16 protein-coding genes are annotated in these 16,654 nt (G+C 51.9%); 2 read left to right on the forward strand and 14 right to left on the reverse strand.

The window, feature by feature from the left end:
• Nucleotides 1-2: 2 nt before the first annotated feature.
• The 10 genes from JI741_RS28260 to rpsT form a co-directional block, all read right to left on the reverse strand.
• Complete coding sequence (locus JI741_RS28260; protein ID WP_202015437.1) at nucleotides 3-2,774, reverse strand: TonB-dependent receptor; 2,772 nt, start codon at nucleotides 2,772-2,774, stop codon at nucleotides 3-5.
• Between the two features lie 2 nt (nucleotides 2,775-2,776).
• A complete protein-coding gene (locus JI741_RS28265; protein WP_236676312.1) occupies nucleotides 2,777-3,502 on the reverse strand; it encodes a hypothetical protein in 726 nt (241 codons plus the stop codon).
• A gap of 294 nt (nucleotides 3,503-3,796) precedes the next feature.
• Nucleotides 3,797-5,368 carry a ribonuclease Y gene (rny, locus tag JI741_RS28270; RefSeq protein ID WP_202015441.1) on the reverse strand — a complete coding sequence of 524 codons (1,572 nt, stop codon included), beginning with the start codon at nucleotides 5,366-5,368 and terminating at the stop codon, nucleotides 3,797-3,799.
• A gap of 79 nt (nucleotides 5,369-5,447) precedes the next feature.
• Nucleotides 5,448-5,735 (reverse strand): cell division protein ZapA, encoded by a 288-nt coding sequence (locus JI741_RS28275; RefSeq protein ID WP_202015443.1) that lies wholly within the window; start codon nucleotides 5,733-5,735, stop codon nucleotides 5,448-5,450.
• Between the two features lie 23 nt (nucleotides 5,736-5,758).
• A complete protein-coding gene (locus tag JI741_RS28280) occupies nucleotides 5,759-6,055 on the reverse strand; it encodes a hypothetical protein (RefSeq protein WP_202015445.1) in 297 nt (98 codons plus the stop codon).
• A 237-nt stretch (nucleotides 6,056-6,292) separates the two neighbouring features.
• Nucleotides 6,293-8,710: a phenylalanine--tRNA ligase subunit beta gene (pheT, locus tag JI741_RS28285; protein ID WP_202015447.1), complete on the reverse strand. Its 2,418-nt coding sequence runs from the start codon at nucleotides 8,708-8,710 to the stop codon at nucleotides 6,293-6,295.
• Between the two features lie 164 nt (nucleotides 8,711-8,874).
• Nucleotides 8,875-9,492: a DUF1684 domain-containing protein gene (locus tag JI741_RS28290; RefSeq protein ID WP_202015449.1), complete on the reverse strand. Its 618-nt coding sequence runs from the start codon at nucleotides 9,490-9,492 to the stop codon at nucleotides 8,875-8,877.
• Nucleotides 9,489-10,742: a serine hydrolase domain-containing protein gene (locus tag JI741_RS28295; RefSeq protein ID WP_202015451.1), complete on the reverse strand. Its 1,254-nt coding sequence runs from the start codon at nucleotides 10,740-10,742 to the stop codon at nucleotides 9,489-9,491. The genes JI741_RS28290 and JI741_RS28295 overlap by 4 nt, the downstream gene beginning before the upstream one ends.
• A gap of 40 nt (nucleotides 10,743-10,782) precedes the next feature.
• Nucleotides 10,783-11,502, reverse strand: a complete 720-nt coding sequence (radC, locus tag JI741_RS28300) for a RadC family protein (protein ID WP_202015453.1) — start codon at nucleotides 11,500-11,502, stop codon at nucleotides 10,783-10,785.
• 107 nt (nucleotides 11,503-11,609) lie between these two features.
• Nucleotides 11,610-11,864: a 30S ribosomal protein S20 gene (gene rpsT / locus JI741_RS28305; RefSeq protein ID WP_202015455.1), complete on the reverse strand. Its 255-nt coding sequence runs from the start codon at nucleotides 11,862-11,864 to the stop codon at nucleotides 11,610-11,612.
• Between the two features lie 332 nt (nucleotides 11,865-12,196).
• Between rpsT and JI741_RS28310 the strand changes: the two genes are divergently transcribed.
• Nucleotides 12,197-13,165, forward strand: coding sequence for a zinc dependent phospholipase C family protein (locus JI741_RS28310; protein WP_202015456.1), 969 nt, complete (start codon nucleotides 12,197-12,199; stop codon nucleotides 13,163-13,165).
• On the opposite strand, the gene JI741_RS28315 is transcribed toward JI741_RS28310, so the two are convergent.
• Genes JI741_RS28315 through JI741_RS28325 form a run of 3 tightly spaced genes read right to left on the reverse strand, consistent with a single transcriptional unit; the run spans nucleotide 13,162 to nucleotide 14,598 of the window.
• Nucleotides 13,162-13,452 carry a hypothetical protein gene (locus tag JI741_RS28315; protein WP_202015457.1) on the reverse strand — a complete coding sequence of 97 codons (291 nt, stop codon included), beginning with the start codon at nucleotides 13,450-13,452 and terminating at the stop codon, nucleotides 13,162-13,164. The two genes, JI741_RS28310 and JI741_RS28315, sit on opposite strands and share 4 nt — an antisense overlap.
• A 20-nt stretch (nucleotides 13,453-13,472) precedes the next feature.
• Entirely contained in the window at nucleotides 13,473-14,015 is a 543-nt protein-coding gene (locus tag JI741_RS28320) for an SRPBCC family protein (protein WP_202015458.1), read from the reverse strand.
• Between the two features lie 10 nt (nucleotides 14,016-14,025).
• Nucleotides 14,026-14,598, reverse strand: a complete 573-nt coding sequence (locus JI741_RS28325; RefSeq protein WP_202015459.1) for an SRPBCC family protein — start codon at nucleotides 14,596-14,598, stop codon at nucleotides 14,026-14,028.
• 116 nt (nucleotides 14,599-14,714) lie between these two features.
• Here JI741_RS28325 and JI741_RS28330 point away from each other — a divergent pair, with 116 nt between their 5' ends.
• Complete coding sequence (locus JI741_RS28330) at nucleotides 14,715-15,185, forward strand: DUF4199 family protein (protein WP_202015460.1); 471 nt, start codon at nucleotides 14,715-14,717, stop codon at nucleotides 15,183-15,185.
• Between the two features lie 78 nt (nucleotides 15,186-15,263).
• Here JI741_RS28330 and JI741_RS28335 read toward each other — a convergent pair whose 3' ends face one another.
• On the reverse strand, nucleotides 15,264-16,613 hold the full coding sequence (locus JI741_RS28335) for an alpha-L-fucosidase (RefSeq protein ID WP_202015461.1): 1,350 nt from the start codon (nucleotides 16,611-16,613) through the stop codon (nucleotides 15,264-15,266).
• Nucleotides 16,614-16,654 lie beyond the last annotated feature (41 nt).

A 16,654-nucleotide genomic window follows, 5' to 3' on the forward strand; every position in this document is an offset into this window, starting at 1 on the left:
GATCAGAATTTGAAGTTGTAGGTAACCGTCGGAATAGGTTGGGCAAAGATCGATAGCTTGTAGCCCTGCACTTTGCCTTGCTCCGAACGGAAAAACACCGAGTAGGCATTGGCCCGTCCCGTCAGGTTATAGATGGCAAACGTCCACGAGCTGTGGGCCAATTTCCGGATCTTGTGATTGCCCTCGATGTTGATGGAAATGTCGGTCCGGAAATAGTCGGGTATCCGAAACTGGTTCCGGTCTGAATAATACAACCGGTAGCTTCCGCCCAGTTCATACTTGGCCAACGGCAGGGTGATTGGTCGGCCCGTGCTGTAGGTCATGTTGAGCGAGAAGTTGAAGCGACGGCTGAATTTGTAGTTGCCCACAAAATTCACCGCATGGGGTTTGTCGTAGTTGCTGGGATAGTAGTCGCCCTTGTTCACGGCCTCGGCCGCATAGGGACTTACCGTTTGCAGGAACGACCGCGAGTAGGTATAGCTGAACCAGCCATTGAGTTTTCCGGTAGAGCGCTTCAACATAAACTCCACACCATAGGCTTTGCCGCGCGAATCCACCACGTCGGTTTCAATGTGTTTGTTCAGCAACAACACGGCACCACCTTTAAAGTCGAGCGCATTCTTGGTGGTCTTATAATAGGCCTCCAGCGAAATTTCCAGCGAATGTTTGCGGGTGTTTTTGTAAAAGCCCAGCGAAATCTGGTCGCCCACCTGCGGACGGATATACGGATCGCTCAGTTTCCAGATGTCGGTGGGAGTGATGGCCGTTGTGTTCGACAGCATCTGGATGTATTGGCGCATCCGGTTGTAGCTCACCTTCACCGAAGCATTTTGCGACAGACTATAACGAATGGAGAAGCGTGGCTCGGCACCGCTAAACGAGGCGATCGATTTGCCACCGCCATAGCGCACGCTGTCGGTGATGTTGGCCTCCGAGCGCGGAACACCGTTGGCATATTGATACACATCGCGCGGTCCCAGGTATTGATAGAACGAATATCGCACGCCGCCATAGATCGACAGCTTGGGCGACACTTCAAAGTTGTCGCCGATGTAGACAGCATTTTCCTGTCCTTGTTCGTGCTGGAGGCGAATGGTTTTCTGCACCGACGAGTCACCCTTGGGTTGAATGTTGCCCGGCGCCAGGTTGTAGCGCACGACGCTGAGGCCCGCGTTGATGGTGTGTTTGGCGTTAAGGAAATAGCTGAAGTCCATCTTGGCGTTAAGCTGCTGCACATAGAAGTCCATGTCGAAAGCCTGCACCGGATTGAGGTCGCTGGTCATGGTGTAGCCATAGCGGCTAAAGCCTCCCGTGAGCACGCCATAAAGTTTGTTGTTGAAAATATGCTTCCATTTAATGGACGCATTTTTGTCGCTGTAGGCATACGACGTGTCGGTGTTCAACTTGAACTTGTCATGGCTGATGTAGCCCGACAAATACAGGTTGTTCTTGTCGTTGATCTTGTGGCTGATGTTCAGGTTCACATCATAAAAAGAGGCTGTGCTATTTTTTAATCGCTCGGTGTTGAGCTGGCGCAAAATCCAGTCGGAATAGGTTGAGCGGGCACCCAGCAGAAACGAGGTCTTCTCTTTGATGAGCGGCCCTTCCAGCGTCAGCCTTCCCGTGATGGGGCTGATGCCGCCGGAGCCACTGAATTTTTTCAGGTTGCCCTCGCGCGACGTCACATCCAGTACCGACGAAAGGCGCCCGCCATAGTCGGCCGTGATCCCGCTTTTGTAGAGCTCCACATTTTTTAACACGTCGGGGTTAAACGTCGAGAAGAACCCAAACAAGTGCGAAGGGTTATAGACCACCGCGTCGTTGAAGAGTATCAGGTTTTGGTTGGTCGCGCCACCGCGCACGTTCAGGCCCACGGTGCCTTCGCCCACGGTTTGCACACCGGGCAGGCTCAGCACCACTTTCATGATGTCGGTTTCACCCAGCGCCAGCGGCATGTTCTTCATGGTCTTGATGTCGAGCTTTTCCATCCCCATTTGCATGCCCATCACGCGCACATCTTTGTCAGACTCCACCACCACCTCTTTCAGTGGCGTCACATCCTGGTCCAGTTCAATTTCAAGTTTGCCGTCGGCATACAGCATGATCTGGCGCACGGTGCTTTTCATGCCAATGCTTTTGATTTTCAACTCATGCCGTCCTTTGGGAAGCGATATGGAGTAGTAGCCAAACTGATCGGTGATCACACCCACCAGCGGTTTGTCGATATACACCGTAGCGCCCACCAGCGGCTCGCCGTTTGTGATGTCGCGCACGTGGCCCGCCATGGTCGCGTTGCCTTGCAGGTTGCTGCTCTTGGGGCCTATGGCGTAGAGCTTGCTTTCGGCGAGTTTCTTTTGCTTCTCCCGTTTTTCGTAGGCCGTGTAGTCGAAGCCGCTCACCAGCGTGTTGTTGGAAGGTGCCACACCCGTGTCGAAAAAGTCGACAGGAAGATCCGACATGATGTCGCGGCCTTCCGTCACGAAAATATTGCCCTGTTCGTCCACGGCAAAGTGAAGTTGTGTTCCCGCCAGTGCCTGTCCCAGCACCACGTTGATGTTTTGATTTTGCGCCGAGTAAGTAACCTTCAAGCTGTCCGTTGTCTTGGGATTGTAGTAGAAATGATAGTCGGTCTGCGCCTCCACAGCGTCCACAAAATCCTTGAAAGACGTGGCCTTAAATTCGCCGTTGATCAGGGCGCGTCGCTGCGCCTGCGCGGCAATGCCCAGGCTCATCAGAAAAAAGCAGCAAAGCAGTAGCCTGTAAAGTTTGTTCATGTCTAGTTTTTAGGGGAGTCATAAAACGTGGCTGCCAGCACAATGGCTTTCTCACGGTCTTTCCGGAAGCGGATCTTACTTTTGTTTAAGGCCGATTTAACATCCGATTTGCGATCGCTGAACACCTTTAACACCGAGCTTTTCTTTTTCACCGGCACAAACACACCGTTCCGGAGAATGTAGAGGTGATTCTTTTCCTCAAAGCGCGACACAATCACCTGCGACTCAATGCTCTCTTGCAGCATCTTCTCCCGCTTGGCATACACCTTCGAAGGTCCGTCGTAGAGCAGGTCATAGAACCCCGACTTCACCCCATTGGTCTTGTCGCCGTCTATCCGCACAAACGTGTGGCCCGACATGCTGAACCACGACACCTTCTCGGCGATCAATTGAATCTCTGCCCCGTTCAACATGTGCTCCACAACCACCTTGTCGGTGCTGATGTCATAGACCAGCGACACGTTGTCGTAATGCTCGCCGTCATACAGCACGGCGCCATTCGTCCAGTCGTCTCTTAAATACAACGGGAACTCATCATTGCGCGACTGATAGAGCCGGTATTCGGTGCCGTTGAAAAGACGGGCTTGTCCTTGAAAAGCGTTGGTGTATAGTTGTTGAGCACGACCAGCCGAAGCGGAAATGAATGCGGTGTCGGCTTTCTGGGCAACGGAAGGTATACTGCAAAGCAGCGCGAAAAGCATGCAAACAGAACGTCCAGGGTGGGTCATGTAGGAGAGCGTCTAGATCAGGGTTTGATAAAAATAGTTTTTACGACTATAAGTACCTATACCGTTAGCGTAAAAATTGAAATCGGTTGCAGTCTGTTAGACCATCAGGCACTTTCAGACGACAAAAAGAGTCCTGCAATAGACAACATGGGATGGTCAGTAATTGCATGCAATCCGCACGGGCGACCGGCAAAAAAAAATGTTCGGCTCCTGAAGAAGCCGAACATTTTGTGAATGCTCGTTGAACCGGTTTCCCTGCAGTGCCTGCTTTTAAGCGGCCAGGGGGAGCCGGCATCACTTGGCGTAGGCCACGCTGCGCATCTCCCGGATCACGGTCACTTTCACCTGACCAGGATACTGCATGTCGCGCTCAATCTTTTGTGAGATGTCGAAGCTCAGCTGACCTGCGCGTTCGTCGGTGGCCTTCTCGGCGTCCACAATCACGCGCAGCTCGCGGCCGGCCTGAATGGCGTAGCACTTGTCCACCCCGTCGAAGCTGAGGCCCAGTTGCTCCAGCTCTTTCAAACGCTTAATGTATTGTTCCATCACTTCGCGGCGTGCACCGGGGCGCGCACCGCTAATGGCGTCGCACGATTGCACGATGGGAGAGATGATGTTGGTCATTTCAATTTCATCGTGGTGAGCTCCAATGGCGTTGCAAATGGCGGGATGCTCTTTGTATTTCATCGCCAGCTCCATGCCCACAATGGCGTGGGGCTTCTCCAGTTCTTCGGGCCACACCTTGCCAATGTCGTGCAACAGCCCGGCACGCTTTGCCTGCTTCACGTTCAGTCCCAGTTCTCCCGCCATGATGGCGCAGAGGTTGGCCACTTCGCGTGAGTGCTGCAACAGGTTCTGGCCATACGACGAACGGAAACGCATCCGTCCCACCATGCGCACCAGTTCGGGGTGCAGGCCGTGGATGCCGAGGTCAATCACCGTGCGCTCGCCAATCTCCACAATCTCGTCTTCAATGTTCTTGGTGGTCTTGGCCACAATCTCTTCAATGCGCGCGGGGTGTATGCGTCCATCCTGAACCAGACGGTGCAGCGACAGTCGCGCAATTTCACGACGCACAGGGTCGAAGCCCGAAATGATGATGGCTTCGGGGGTGTCGTCTACAATGATTTCCACACCGGTGGCGGCTTCCAGGGCGCGGATGTTGCGTCCTTCGCGGCCAATCACTTTGCCTTTAATGTCGTCGCTTTCAATGTTAAAGATCGACACACAGTTTTCGATGGCGTGTTCAGTGGCCGTGCGCTGAATGGTTTCGATAACAATTTTCTTGGCTTCCTTGGTGGCCGACAGTTTGGCCTGCTCCATGATGTCTTTCACATAGCTGGAGGCACGGGTGTGCGCTTCGTCTTTCAGGGAGGCCACCAGCTGTTCTCGGGCCTCGTCGGCCGTCAGCTTGCTGATGTTTTCCAGTACCTGGATCTTCTGTTGATTAAATTTATCGAGCTCTTCCTTGCGCTTCTTGGTGTGCTCAAGTTGGGCGGCCAGGTCCAGACGGATGTCGTCCAGCTCGCCTTCTTTGCGCTTCAGGTTTTCAATTTCCTTGCTGAGGGTGGCCTCGCGTTGTTTAATCTTCTGCTCGTTGCTGATGATGAGGCTTTTCTTTTTGTTGGCCTCTTCTTCAAACTCGCTTTTCATTTTCAGAAGCTTTTCTTTGGCTTCCAGGATGCGGTCTTTCTTCAGGTTCTCTGCGGCGATCTCGGCTTCTTTGATGATGAGCTTTGCTTTGGCATCGGCATTCTCCTCGTTCTTCTGAATCTTGCGTTTGTAGAGGAGCGAACCGATCAACAAACTCAGCACAATCGTTGCGATAACGCTGACCACGATTACTACTATGACGGTCGTTGACATAAAAATAGATATGGTTATACACTAACCCGGAGATGCCGCCTTGGCTCAGGAAGGAATGAAGGAGAGAAGAAAAAAAGGATCAGAGAATGGATTGCGACACGAGGTGGTTGATCTGGCTAACTTTCTCAAACACCGTTTGATCGATCACCTGAAAGGATTCCTCCGCCGCCATTTTGTCCACAAGGCAGTCAAAGGCCACCATGGCCAGTAGATCTTGTTTATCGTCGATACCAAATTGCTCCCGGTAAGTTTTTAGTTTTTCATTGATGATCTTGCTGGCCATTCTAACCCGCTCTTCATCCGCTAGCTTCACCTTCATTGGGTATTCGCGGTCGGCTATCTTGATTTTTATAGAGAGGTCCTCCATGAAATATGCTTACAGGGTTGCTTTTATCTGCTTAAATGGGCGATACACTTGTCGATTTCGCGAATGTATTCGTCCACCTTTTTCTTCAACTCCGAAACACTTCCGTCTTCCGGATTTAAACTATCCACAATTTTAGTGATTTTCAGTTGATTATGAAAGCCGTTGATCTGCTCGTCGCGGGCCTTGATGGCTCCCTTCAAATCCTGGTTTTCTTTTTTCAGGCTTTTAAGCTCTTCCTTTAGGTTCTTATGCTCGTTAACGAGCACCAAGATTTTGCGCTCCAACCCGCTAAGGTTGGTTTTTAAGAGTTCCTGATCCATGCGAAATTTTTTTGCCTCCGCCCGAAAACGTCAGCCGTTAAAACCAATTTATCTTCTCGTGGCAGCCCCCGACTCGTAGGGTCGGGTCCGCCAGCTGGCGGACCCGCCGTCCCCTCAACCCCACCGCACGGCGGGCTTTCCATTACAATCCCTGCTGCATCACGCTATAGTCACTACATTTTTTAACAAGCCAAAGGTTCACGATCACAACACCAAACCTGTGGCTATCTTTTTTTGCTACTTCCGGATCACTGCGCCAAGCCGCGACTCAAAAGCACCCATCAACAATGTCATCGTCTTCTCAATCTCCTCGTCCGTCAACGTCTTTTGTTCATCCAGCAAGGTGAACCCCAACGCATACGCTTTCTTTCCTGCAGGGAGGTTGTCTCCCTCGTAAACATCAAACGCAATTATGTTTTTGATCAACCGCTTCTCGGTGCTCATCACCAGGTTTCGTATCTCATCGAAGCTAACATGCTTGTCAATCACCAACGACAAGTCTCTTCGCACTTCGGGGAATTTCGTTACTTCCTGAATTACTAACTTAGGGTTTGCCGATTGGAAAAGCAAGGACGTGCTTAGCTCGGCAAAAAATAATTCCTGCTTGATGCCAAAATCTTTCAGCAACGCGGGTTTTACTTTTCCAAGCACTCCAATTTCCTTGTTGCCACGCAGCAACCGGACGCCATATTCAAGCAGCGGATCTTTAATCGTTTCTTGCTTCGCGTTGCCAAGCCCCGACTTCAGCAACACATGATGCACGTGCTGCGCCAGGTCATAATATGTTGTGGCGCGTGTCTTGTGCTGCCAGTTTTCAGTCTCCGCGTTACCCGTCACATACAACGCCAGCCGTTCTTCTTCACCATATTTCCCGGCTTCCTTATAATAGATCTTTCCAAACTCATACAGCTTCAGGTCCTTCTGCCGACGGTTGATGTTGTAGGCGCAAACTTCAAGGCCTGTGAACAACATGGTTTGTCGCAAAATGCCCTGTTCCTCGCTCAGCTTGTTCAGGATCTCCACCGGCTCGCCCTTAAACTGCAGGTTGTGTTTCTGTTGATAGGCTTGGTTGGTCAGTGAATTGGTCCATATCTCCTGGAAGCCGTTGCCGGTCAGTAACTCGCCGATGCCACGCTTGTATTTGTCTATGTCTTTGGCCGGAAATTCGGCCAGATAATCGGTGCGGGCAATGTGCGACAATTCGATGTTGTTGAAACCATAGATGCGCAGAATCTCTTCCACCACATCCGCCTCCTGCGTCACGTCAACGCGATAGGGGGGAACCGAAACCGTATAGCGGTCGTCCTTCACATCCATGATGTGAATATCCAACTTCGTGAGGATCGCATGAACCTCATTCCGTGGAATGACTTTACCAATCAACCGGTTAACATTTTTGTCTTTTACTTCAATGCTCCGGTTTTGGATAGACACTGGATACAGGTCAGCCACCGGCGACGAAATTTTTCCACCGGCAAGTTCTTTGATCAGCAACGCCGCCCGTTGCAATGCATACACCGTGATGTTTGGATCAGTGCCCCGCTCAAACCGGAACGATGCATCGGTCTTCAACTGATGGTGCTGCGACGTTTTGCGCACAAACGCAGGTGAGAAGCAGGCGCTCTCCAAAAAGATCGCGGTAGACTGTTCGGTGATGCCCGACTTGGCACCGCCAAACACACCGGCAATGCACATGCCTTCGCCTTCACCGTTGCAGATCATGAGATCATTCTCCAGCAACGTCCGCTCCTTGTTGTCGAGCGTCACAAACTTGGTGCCCGCGGGCAACGTCTTCACCACCACCTTGCCACCGGCAATCTGGTCGGCATCAAACGCATGCAACGGCTGGCCCAACTCGTGACAAACAAAGTTGGTGATGTCCACTATGTTGTTGATGGGCGTGAGCCCGATGGAGAGCAGCCGGTTCTTCAACCAGTCGGGCGAATCCTTCACCGTCACACCCGTAATCGTCACGGCCGAATAGCGTGGACAAGCCTCCGCATTTTCCACCACCACCGGAACGATCCGGCTCTCATTTTCAACAGCAAAGCCGTCGGTCGATGGCCACTTCAGTTCGCGTCCCTTTGCCGCCCGGATGTCGCGCGCCACACCCACGTGCGACGCCGCGTCGGCGCGGTTGGGCGTGAGCCCGATCTCCAGAATGAAGTCCGTTTGAATGTTATAGAAATCAGCAGCCGGCGTGCCGTTGGGCACATCGGTGTTCAATACAATGATGCCCGCATGACTTTCACCCAGACCAATTTCGTCTTCGGCACAAATCATGCCTTCCGACTGCTCGCCACGAATTTTGGCCAGCTTGATGGTGAAGGGTTCCCCTTTGGTGGGATGCACGGTGGTTCCCGGAAGGGCTACCACCACGCGTTGACCCGCCGCCACATTGGGCGCGCCACACACAATGGGCAAGATCCGGTCGCCACCCACGGCCACGGTGGTCACCGAAAGTTTGTCGGCGTTGGGATGTTTGCTGCACGTCAGCACCTGGCCAATCACCAGGCCCTGCAATCCACCTTTCACCGTTTCGTGTGCTTCCACACTCTCAACTTCCAGCCCCGTGTCCGTCAGCACCTGGCCAATCGCTTCGGCGGTCTCAGGAATGTCGATGTATTCTTTCAGCCAATTATAAGAAATGGTCATGCTCTCAAAATATAAAAGATGTAAAAATAACCCGTTTGAAAGGAGATAAAAATAGTTTCATAAAAAGAACTCAACCGCCAGAGCCTAAGCACACTATGTAACCTGCAGCGCCACGATTTTGGCCACGCGGTCCCTATGTCAATCCAGGGTTGCAGGGAGCTTGTCTAGTGATAATTTTTCTCGCCTGCCCGGAGCGAAACTTTCAGCAGATTTTCGGGAGGAGGAAAAGGGCAGGAATACTTTTCGATGTAGGCGCAATAGGGATTATAGGCCTTGTTGAAATCAAGCGTAATGGTGTTGCTGCCAGGCGTTTTGCTCACATCCAGATAGCGCCCTGCACCATAGGTGTCGCCCGCGCTTGTGTCGTCGCCAAACGCCAGGAAGAGTTTGCCTTTGAACGGCCCCATGTCAATCACTTCCAGAATCAACAGGCGATTGTGAAGTCCGTCCAGATCAAAGTCCGCATAGGCATACTCGATGTAGCGTTGCTCGTTGCCATCGTTGGTCACCAGCACCACCATCTTCTTGTTTTGAATGGGCGTGATGTCGGCCGTCACCTTATACCGTGCGTCGGGCGGAAAATAATTCAGCCCCTTAAAGTCTTCCGTGTGCCCCGCAAAAGGTGACTCGGCCGACGTGCGCATAAAACGGTCTTTGTCTTCGCGTTCTTTCGTGATCTCGTCGGCATAGGCCGATTGATCCTGACTGCCCATAAACGAATAGAGCACGCTGATGAGTACCACCACGATGATCAGCAAAAGAAGAATGTTTTTGGTTTTCATGGAACGAGCACTTGCCTGAGTTTGCGTTGTTGTTCTTCCCACGCGTTAATCGAATCGCGCTTGGGCTGCAGCAAGTTAAAAAATAACGGAATACCATTGTCGGCCAGATCGCCCGGAGCGTTGGCCAGAATGCACACGGCAAAACGTTCTTTCGGATTCACGGCCACCTCGCTGCGATAGCCATTCACAAAGCCACCGTGGTAGATCAGCGTGTCGTCAGGGTAATAAATTACACGCCATCCTAAACCATAGAACGAGTCGCTGAGGCGGTGCATCCGCCCATAGTTCCGGTTCTTCGAGCGGGCTTTCACTTCGGGCGTGAACAGTTGCTGTAGCGTGGCTGGCGAAATCACGTTGGGGCGGTTTCCCAGCAGGGCAATCATCCATTGTGCCATATCCGAAATGCTGGCGTTCACACCGCCGGCCGGCGCCACGTTGTAGTAGGTGGAGGTAATGGAGGCGGGCACCCACTTGCCGCCGCGCATCTTGTGGGGCTGTGCCACATTGGGGTTTTGCCGGATGCTCGCATAGTCGATCGACGCCGTGCGCATCTGAAGCGGTCCAAAAACGCGTTCGCGCATCTCGTCCTCATAGGTTTTTCCGGTGGCCGATTCGATCACCTTACCGATCAGGCTATACGCCACATTCTGATAACTATACGACATGCCCACCGGGGTGGCCAGTGGGATCTTCTTCAGCCACGCCAGCATCGAATCCAGCGATGCACCTTCTTCCACCATGTTGGTGTAGGTGTGATAGGGCAGCCCCGTGGCGTGCGACAACACATGACGAAGTGTGAGTTTTTGAGTTTCCTCCGCCGACTGCAAAGCGAAGCGCGGCAAACGATCGACCACGCGCTCATCCCAATGCAGCACACTGTCCTGCACAAGAATGCCGGTGAGAAACGAAGCAAAACATTTTGACACTGAGGCAATCCTGAAAACCGTGTGCACATCCACGACGGCAGGGCCATCGGCGCTGCGTTTGCCAATACCTTTCAGATACACAATGGTGGAATCCTGAACCACGGCTATGGCTGCGCCAGGGGTGTGCGAGGCTTCGGCCAACAGGGCAAGTTCTTTTTCGTAGGTCTTCAGCAGCCGTGCCACAATGGGGTTGAACGGCCGCGGTTTCACCATGGCTTTGGGGAATGGAGCAGGCGCATCGGGCTTCTCGCGCACCACCTGGGCTACCAGGAATGGTATGGCGATGAGCAACACTCCGATAAAGATGTAGCGTTTCAGTTTCATCAGGCCGTTAGGGTTCTCTTAACCAGCCCGATTGCTCCATTCACATCAGGCCTTCATCTGCAAAGCTATAATATTTCTGGCCTGCGAAGATAAGATGATCGAGAACTTGTATGTCCAGCAGTTGACCGCCGGCTTTTAGCTTTTGAGTTAGGTCGAGGTCTGCCTTACTGGGCGTCAGGTTCCCCGACGGATGGTTGTGTGCCACGATGATGCTGCAGGCCCGCCCATCCACAGCAGCCTTGAAGATAACTTTTGGATCGGCCACGGTACCTGTTATCCCACCCTGACCGATCTGGCATTTTTTGAGGGCACGGTTCGCGCGATTCAACAGGATCACCCAGAATTCTTCGTGTGGCAGATCGGCCAGATTGGGGCGTAGCAACGCATAGGCCTGCTGCGATCCTTCAATTTTCAACCTCGTGTCGGTATCGTAGTCTATCCGGCGTCGCCCCAGCTCGAAGGCGGCCACCAGCGACATGGCTTTGGCTTTGCCGATGCCTTTAATCCGCATAAAGTCTTCGGCCGACAAATTGGCAAGCGCATGAATGTTGTTGTCGACAAGCTGCAGAATTTCTTTCGCCAGCTCCACGGCGTTCACCGTAGACGAACCCGATCGCAGAAGAATGGCAATCAATTCGGCGCTGGATAAGGAGATTTTACCTTTGAGCAGTAGTTTTTCACGAGGCTGATCTTCGTGTGCCCATTCTTTGATAGGAATAGTAATGTTTGGTTTTTTTCTTTCGACAACGTTCAGCTCCATAACCCCCAAAGTTACGAACCAAGATACGTCTCCCCCCGTGGATAAAAAAGTAAACCCTACCAAAAATGGTAGGGTCGGCAATATCGTAACAAGTAAAGAAGCTCTGCTTACGCGAGCTTATTCACCAATCGGCTCAATTTTGACTTTTGATTGGCGGCTTTCTTCCAATGGATGATGTTCTTCTTGGCCAATTTGTCGATCATCGAAGAAACTTCCTTCAACAGCGCCAAAGCGTCAGTCTTCACCGTCGTAGTTCTTAATTTCTTAATGAACGTGCGGGTGGTCTTGTGCTGGTAGCGGTTTCTTACGCGCTTCACTTCGTTGGCGCGGATTCTTTTTTCTGCTGACTTATGGTTTGCCATATGCTTCTCTAAAAATAAGGACTGCAAAGGTAAGGGACTTTGGGAAAATTGCAAAAGCCCATAGAATCAAATCTTTAATAACCCCCTGAAAACGTCGAATAGAGCCTTATTTCGAAGATTTTTAGCCGCTCAAATTGCCAGTTTTTTTTCATCAGGATGCTCCTCTTCCTTCAAGTTGCAGGTTCAGACACGCCGGCGTGTTGTTGCCGCCCCAAAAAAGGGCCATTCAACCTCATTAATGGATCGGCAAAAAGGGTGTGGAAGTTTTGCGACAGATTGTTAAATTGAATCAAAGAGTCCCTCATATATCGTTAGCAAACCTGTTTCTTGCCATGAAGCGGATCTTTTTGCCTTTGCTGCTTGCAGCCATCATTGTCACCTTTTCGAACTGGGGATTTTACGGACACCAGCGCATCAACCGGCTGGCGGTTTTCACCCTACCCCCCGAAATGATCGGCTTTTATAAAGTCAATCTCCACGATATCGTGGAAGCCTCCGTAAACCCCGATCGCCGGCGCTATTCGGTTAAAGCCGAAGCTCCGAGGCACTACATCGACCTCGACCACTATGGCGACAGCGTGTTTCAGCAAATGCCACACACCTGGCGTGCCGCCGTCGAAAAATATTCGGAAGACACGCTCCAGGCCTATGGCATCGTGCCGTGGCACATCAACCGTATGTACTACGATTTGAAGCAAGCCTTTTTGCTCCGCGATCCGTCACGCATTTTGAAAGTGTCGTCAGAAATGGGTCACTACATCGCCGATGCCCACGTGCCCCTTCATACCACCGAAAACTATAACGGCCAGCTCACTGGTCAGGACGGCATACATGGTTTCTGGGAGTCGCGCCTGCCGGAACTGTATTCCGAGTCCTACGACTTTTTTGTTGGCCCGGCCGAATATGTAGCCAACCCGCAGGAGGCCGCCTGGCAAGCCGTGCGCGATTCGCACAGCTTTGTGAAGCAGGTGCTGGAGGAGGAGAAAAAACTCTCCGAAAAAATGGGCGACAAAAAGTTTGCGTTCGAAACCAAGGGCAGGCAAACCGTGAGAACATACGCTCCCGCCTACGCTGCGGCCTACCATCGTGTGCTGAACGGCATGGTGGAGCAACGCATGAGGCAAGCCATAAAGCTGGTGGGCGATCTGTGGTTCACGGCCTGGGTAGACGCCGGCCAACCGAATCTGAAGAGTTTGATCGGCTACAAGCCTACTGAAGAGGAGTTGGCGCTTCGCCGCGCAGAGCTGGAACAATGGAAGAAACCTTCTGTTCCCGCGCGGGCGCATGACACGGATCACTAATGCTGCAGCAGGTCCGTCACAATGTCTTTCCACTCGTCGGACAGTCCTTTCTGGCATGCGGGCTTGTGGGCCAGGCGATACCAATAACCCGCGTTGCCCAGATCGCCTTCCCTGCGGTGCAGATAGGCGTGCACCCACGAGCCCTCATCGGTGTGAATGTCTTGCGCAATGTCGTGCGCTTTGTCCCACTGACCTTTGGCATCAAACCAAAGTGCCTGCAGCAGCGGTGCGGTGCCAGCAGGGGGTTGCTGTTGTTTTAACGTGGCATTAAATTCCTCGAATGTCATTCCTTCCTTTTATAATAGTCTTATGATGACGGCCCGGTTGGTTGTTTGGCTTCGGCTATTTTTTTGAGCGTGCTCAACTCGTATTCAAAGGCTTTGCTCACCTCGGGCTTTATCATAAGCGCGCTCATCAGACGCACCAAAGGGTTCATGCCGTTCTCATACGAAAAGTCCATCGTCAACACCGTTCCGTCGGCAGTGGCCTCCAGCGTATACGTGCCATGGGCCGTGCCGAAGTCCGTAAAGTTAATGGCCGTTTTCACATATTGAAAAGGCACACTCTCTTCGATAGTGAGTTTTCCGTCGCCATCGTCGCTGATCCAGGTATAGAATGCGTTGGCACCTTCGGCGGGTGTGCCAAACGTTAGGGTCATCGACGGATCGTTTTTCATCCACCACGACCATGCCGGCCATTGCCGCAGGTTGTTGATTTCGGCAAAAACCGCTTCGGGCGGGGCGTGTATGATTTCTTTTCGTGTGCTGGTGGTGGTGCCCGGCTGCAGGAAGCCAACCACGATGATGAGAACCACCACCACGCCCACACCCACCAGAATCTTTTTCAGCATAGCGCGAGGGTTATTGGGTTTGAACAGTTGAGTCGGCTGGAATGGGTTCCACAGCAGGTTTGGCCTCCACAAGTTTCTTCAGGTCCATTAGCCCTTCTTCATATTGCCCCTTCATCATGCTGCCCATCACCAGCCACATGGCTTTCGCACCAAACCCGTCGTTGGCGCCGTCGTAGGTCCACGTCACCTTAGTGCCGTTGCCTTCGGGTGCGAGAATGAACTCGCTATAGAATTTCCCGTCATAGCCGCCAAAGGTTAGCGAACACTTCACAGATTTGTTTTCGTCGATCGCTTCAATCACCTGAGATCCTTGGCCCGTCTTCGGTCCATCCCAGTTCATCTTCGAACCCACCGTGCCGGGTTCGCCTTCGAAGGTTTGCTTCACCTCAGGATCCATTTTTGACCAAGGCGACCATGCGGTGAAATTTTTGAACTGGCTCACCTCCGGAAAAATTGCTTCCGCCGGTGCGTCGATCACAATAGATTTTTCGATGTGTGCCTGCGAAGGCTGCAGCACCACGGCAATGCCAAGAATGACCACCAGGGTCAGCAGCACAATGCCGATAATTTTTAAGGCTTTCATAGTCTTGTTTTAGTTTAGGGTTGTGTTCCTAAGATAACAAAATTATAACCATCGCAAACGTTGTAAATCTCTGGAAAAATGCAAATATTCGACTATACCAAAATGCACAAACGCTTATGAGCCTGTTCACTGATCCAAACCGTATTCCAGAAAATTATGGATTGCGCATAGCAGTCGGATTGATTGCTTATTTCCTCGTTATGAAGCTTTTTAATCTGAGTCACCATGTAGAGCTACGGTTGTTGAATCTTGTCATTCTTTCGCTAGGGGTTTACCTGGCGCTGAAGAAATTCAGGAATGAGCATTCGGATCGCCTCAACTATTTTCGTGGACTCATCATGGGTGTTGCCACGGCAGGCATAGGCTCGTTGGGGTTTGGTTTGTTTCTCTTTATCTACATGCAGCTCGACAGTGCCATGATGGCCTCGATCGTAGAAAACGAACCGATGGGGCGCTACCTCAATCCCTACATGTCGGCATTCATTGTGGTGCTCGAAGGTTTTTTCTCAGGCCTGCTCGTAACATTTGTGCTCCTCAACTGGGTGAACACCGATGAGGTGAACGACCCCATCGACCAGAAAAAATAAGCCCAATTATCAACGGCGAATAAAAAAGGATGTGCCCCAACGGAGCACATCCTTTTTTTATGATGACTGCTTTCGGTATTATTTCAACTCCACCTCAATAATGGTGTCCACGTCATCTAGTTTTGCTTTGGGAATCCTGAAGGTGATGCCATACTCGTTCTCCAGAAACTTCACCGGTGTCTTGTCCGAAAAGAGTTTAGCGGATTTAATTTTCTTTCCCCACGCCGGAATCGTGATCGACTCGTCGAACCAGTCGAGAATGTGGATGTAAACTTTGTTGCCCTTTTGGGTGGTCACGCCCCAATCGCGCGCGGTGAGTGGACCACCACGGGTTCCATAAACGGTTTCGCCGTTCACACTCAGCCACTGGCCTACACCCTGCAACGACGCAATGTGCTCAGGCTGAATTTTGCCGTTAGGCATAGGCCCCACGTTGAGCAGGAAGTTTGCCCCATAGCCGGCCGCCTTCACCAGGTATTGCACCAGTTCCTTTTTGCTCTTGTGCTGATCGTCTTTCAGGTTGAAGCCCCACGCGTTGTTGATGGTCTCGCAGGTTTCTTTTGGCAAAGCGCCCACGGTTTGTTCTGCCGAGAAGCCCGTGGTGTTGTGGCCTGGCAGATCTTTCTCAAACATCTGGAAATCTTCACCGTCATAAGGGGTGCGATGATGGTTGCTGCCCACCAGTGCGCCGGGCTGAAGTTTGTGGATGAGGCCGTATGTTTTTTGCAGGCGCCAGTCGGCGTCTTTTTTATCCCACATCCCATCGAACCAGATGCCGGCAATTTCGCCATAGCCCGTGAGCAATTCCGAAAGTTGAGCGTCCATGTAGTCGAGATACTTATTCATGTCGCCATTTTCGGGGCGACCGGTCCAGCTTCCGCCGGTGTTGCCTCGGGGAAAATAGTCGGGGTGATGCCAGTCGAGCTGCGAGTGGTAGAAGAAAAGTTTGATGCCCTCTTTGTGACATTCGTCGGCAAGCATCTTCAACACGTCTTTGCCATAGGGCGTGCGCTTCACAATGTTGTAGTCCGACACCTTGCTGTCCCACATGGCAAAGCCGTCGTGGTGTTTGCTGGTGATGGTGATGTATTTCATGCCGGCGGCCTTTGCCATCTGCACCCAGGCCTTCGCATCAAATTCTGTGGGGTTGAAGAAAGCTGGGATTTTTTCATACGCTTTCAATGGGATTTGCTGCTGGTTCATGACCCATTCGCCATCACCCAGCACACTGTAGACGCCCCAGTGAATGAAGAGGCCGAACTTGGCATCCTGGAACCATTCGCGGTTCTTCTGGTTTTCGGGTGTAGGTTGATAGCTTTGCGCGGGGAGGTGTATAGCCGTCGATAAAAATCCGAGCAGCAGGCATGCACACAGCTTTCTGCCGAGTGTTGTAGTGGGTAGGATGAATGGAATTCTCCTTGTCTTCATAGAGTTTTAATTAAATTGCGTCATTGAAAATTAAGGATTCG

Origin of the sequence: Chryseolinea lacunae, assembly GCF_016735595.1 — a bacterium.
In the GTDB taxonomy this organism is placed as follows: Bacteria; Bacteroidota; Bacteroidia; order Cytophagales; family Cyclobacteriaceae; genus Chryseolinea; species Chryseolinea lacunae.

Excerpts from the sequence above, each read along its gene's own strand:
- pheT (WP_202015447.1), bottom strand. The coding sequence starts at position 8,710 with ATGACCATTTCTTATAATTGGCTGAAAGAATACATCGACATTCCTGAG.
- JI741_RS28295 (WP_202015451.1), bottom strand. The coding sequence starts at position 10,742 with ATGAAACTGAAACGCTACATCTTTATCGGAGTGTTGCTCATCGCCATA.
- JI741_RS28320 (WP_202015458.1), bottom strand. The coding sequence starts at position 14,015 with ATGCTGAAAAAGATTCTGGTGGGTGTGGGCGTGGTGGTGGTTCTCATC.
- JI741_RS28275 (WP_202015443.1), bottom strand. The coding sequence starts at position 5,735 with ATGGAGGACCTCTCTATAAAAATCAAGATAGCCGACCGCGAATACCCA.
- JI741_RS28325 (WP_202015459.1), bottom strand. The coding sequence starts at position 14,598 with ATGAAAGCCTTAAAAATTATCGGCATTGTGCTGCTGACCCTGGTGGTC.
- rpsT (WP_202015455.1), bottom strand. The coding sequence starts at position 11,864 with ATGGCAAACCATAAGTCAGCAGAAAAAAGAATCCGCGCCAACGAAGTG.
- rny (WP_202015441.1), bottom strand. The coding sequence starts at position 5,368 with ATGTCAACGACCGTCATAGTAGTAATCGTGGTCAGCGTTATCGCAACG.
- JI741_RS28310 (WP_202015456.1), top strand. The coding sequence starts at position 12,197 with ATGAAGCGGATCTTTTTGCCTTTGCTGCTTGCAGCCATCATTGTCACC.
- JI741_RS28315 (WP_202015457.1), bottom strand. The coding sequence starts at position 13,452 with ATGACATTCGAGGAATTTAATGCCACGTTAAAACAACAGCAACCCCCT.
- radC (WP_202015453.1), bottom strand. The coding sequence starts at position 11,502 with ATGGAGCTGAACGTTGTCGAAAGAAAAAAACCAAACATTACTATTCCT.
- JI741_RS28335 (WP_202015461.1), bottom strand. The coding sequence starts at position 16,613 with ATGAAGACAAGGAGAATTCCATTCATCCTACCCACTACAACACTCGGC.
- JI741_RS28265 (WP_236676312.1), bottom strand. The coding sequence starts at position 3,502 with ATGACCCACCCTGGACGTTCTGTTTGCATGCTTTTCGCGCTGCTTTGC.
- JI741_RS28260 (WP_202015437.1), bottom strand. The coding sequence starts at position 2,774 with ATGAACAAACTTTACAGGCTACTGCTTTGCTGCTTTTTTCTGATGAGC.
- JI741_RS28290 (WP_202015449.1), bottom strand. The coding sequence starts at position 9,492 with ATGAAAACCAAAAACATTCTTCTTTTGCTGATCATCGTGGTGGTACTC.
- JI741_RS28330 (WP_202015460.1), top strand. The coding sequence starts at position 14,715 with ATGAGCCTGTTCACTGATCCAAACCGTATTCCAGAAAATTATGGATTG.
- JI741_RS28280 (WP_202015445.1), bottom strand. The coding sequence starts at position 6,055 with ATGGATCAGGAACTCTTAAAAACCAACCTTAGCGGGTTGGAGCGCAAA.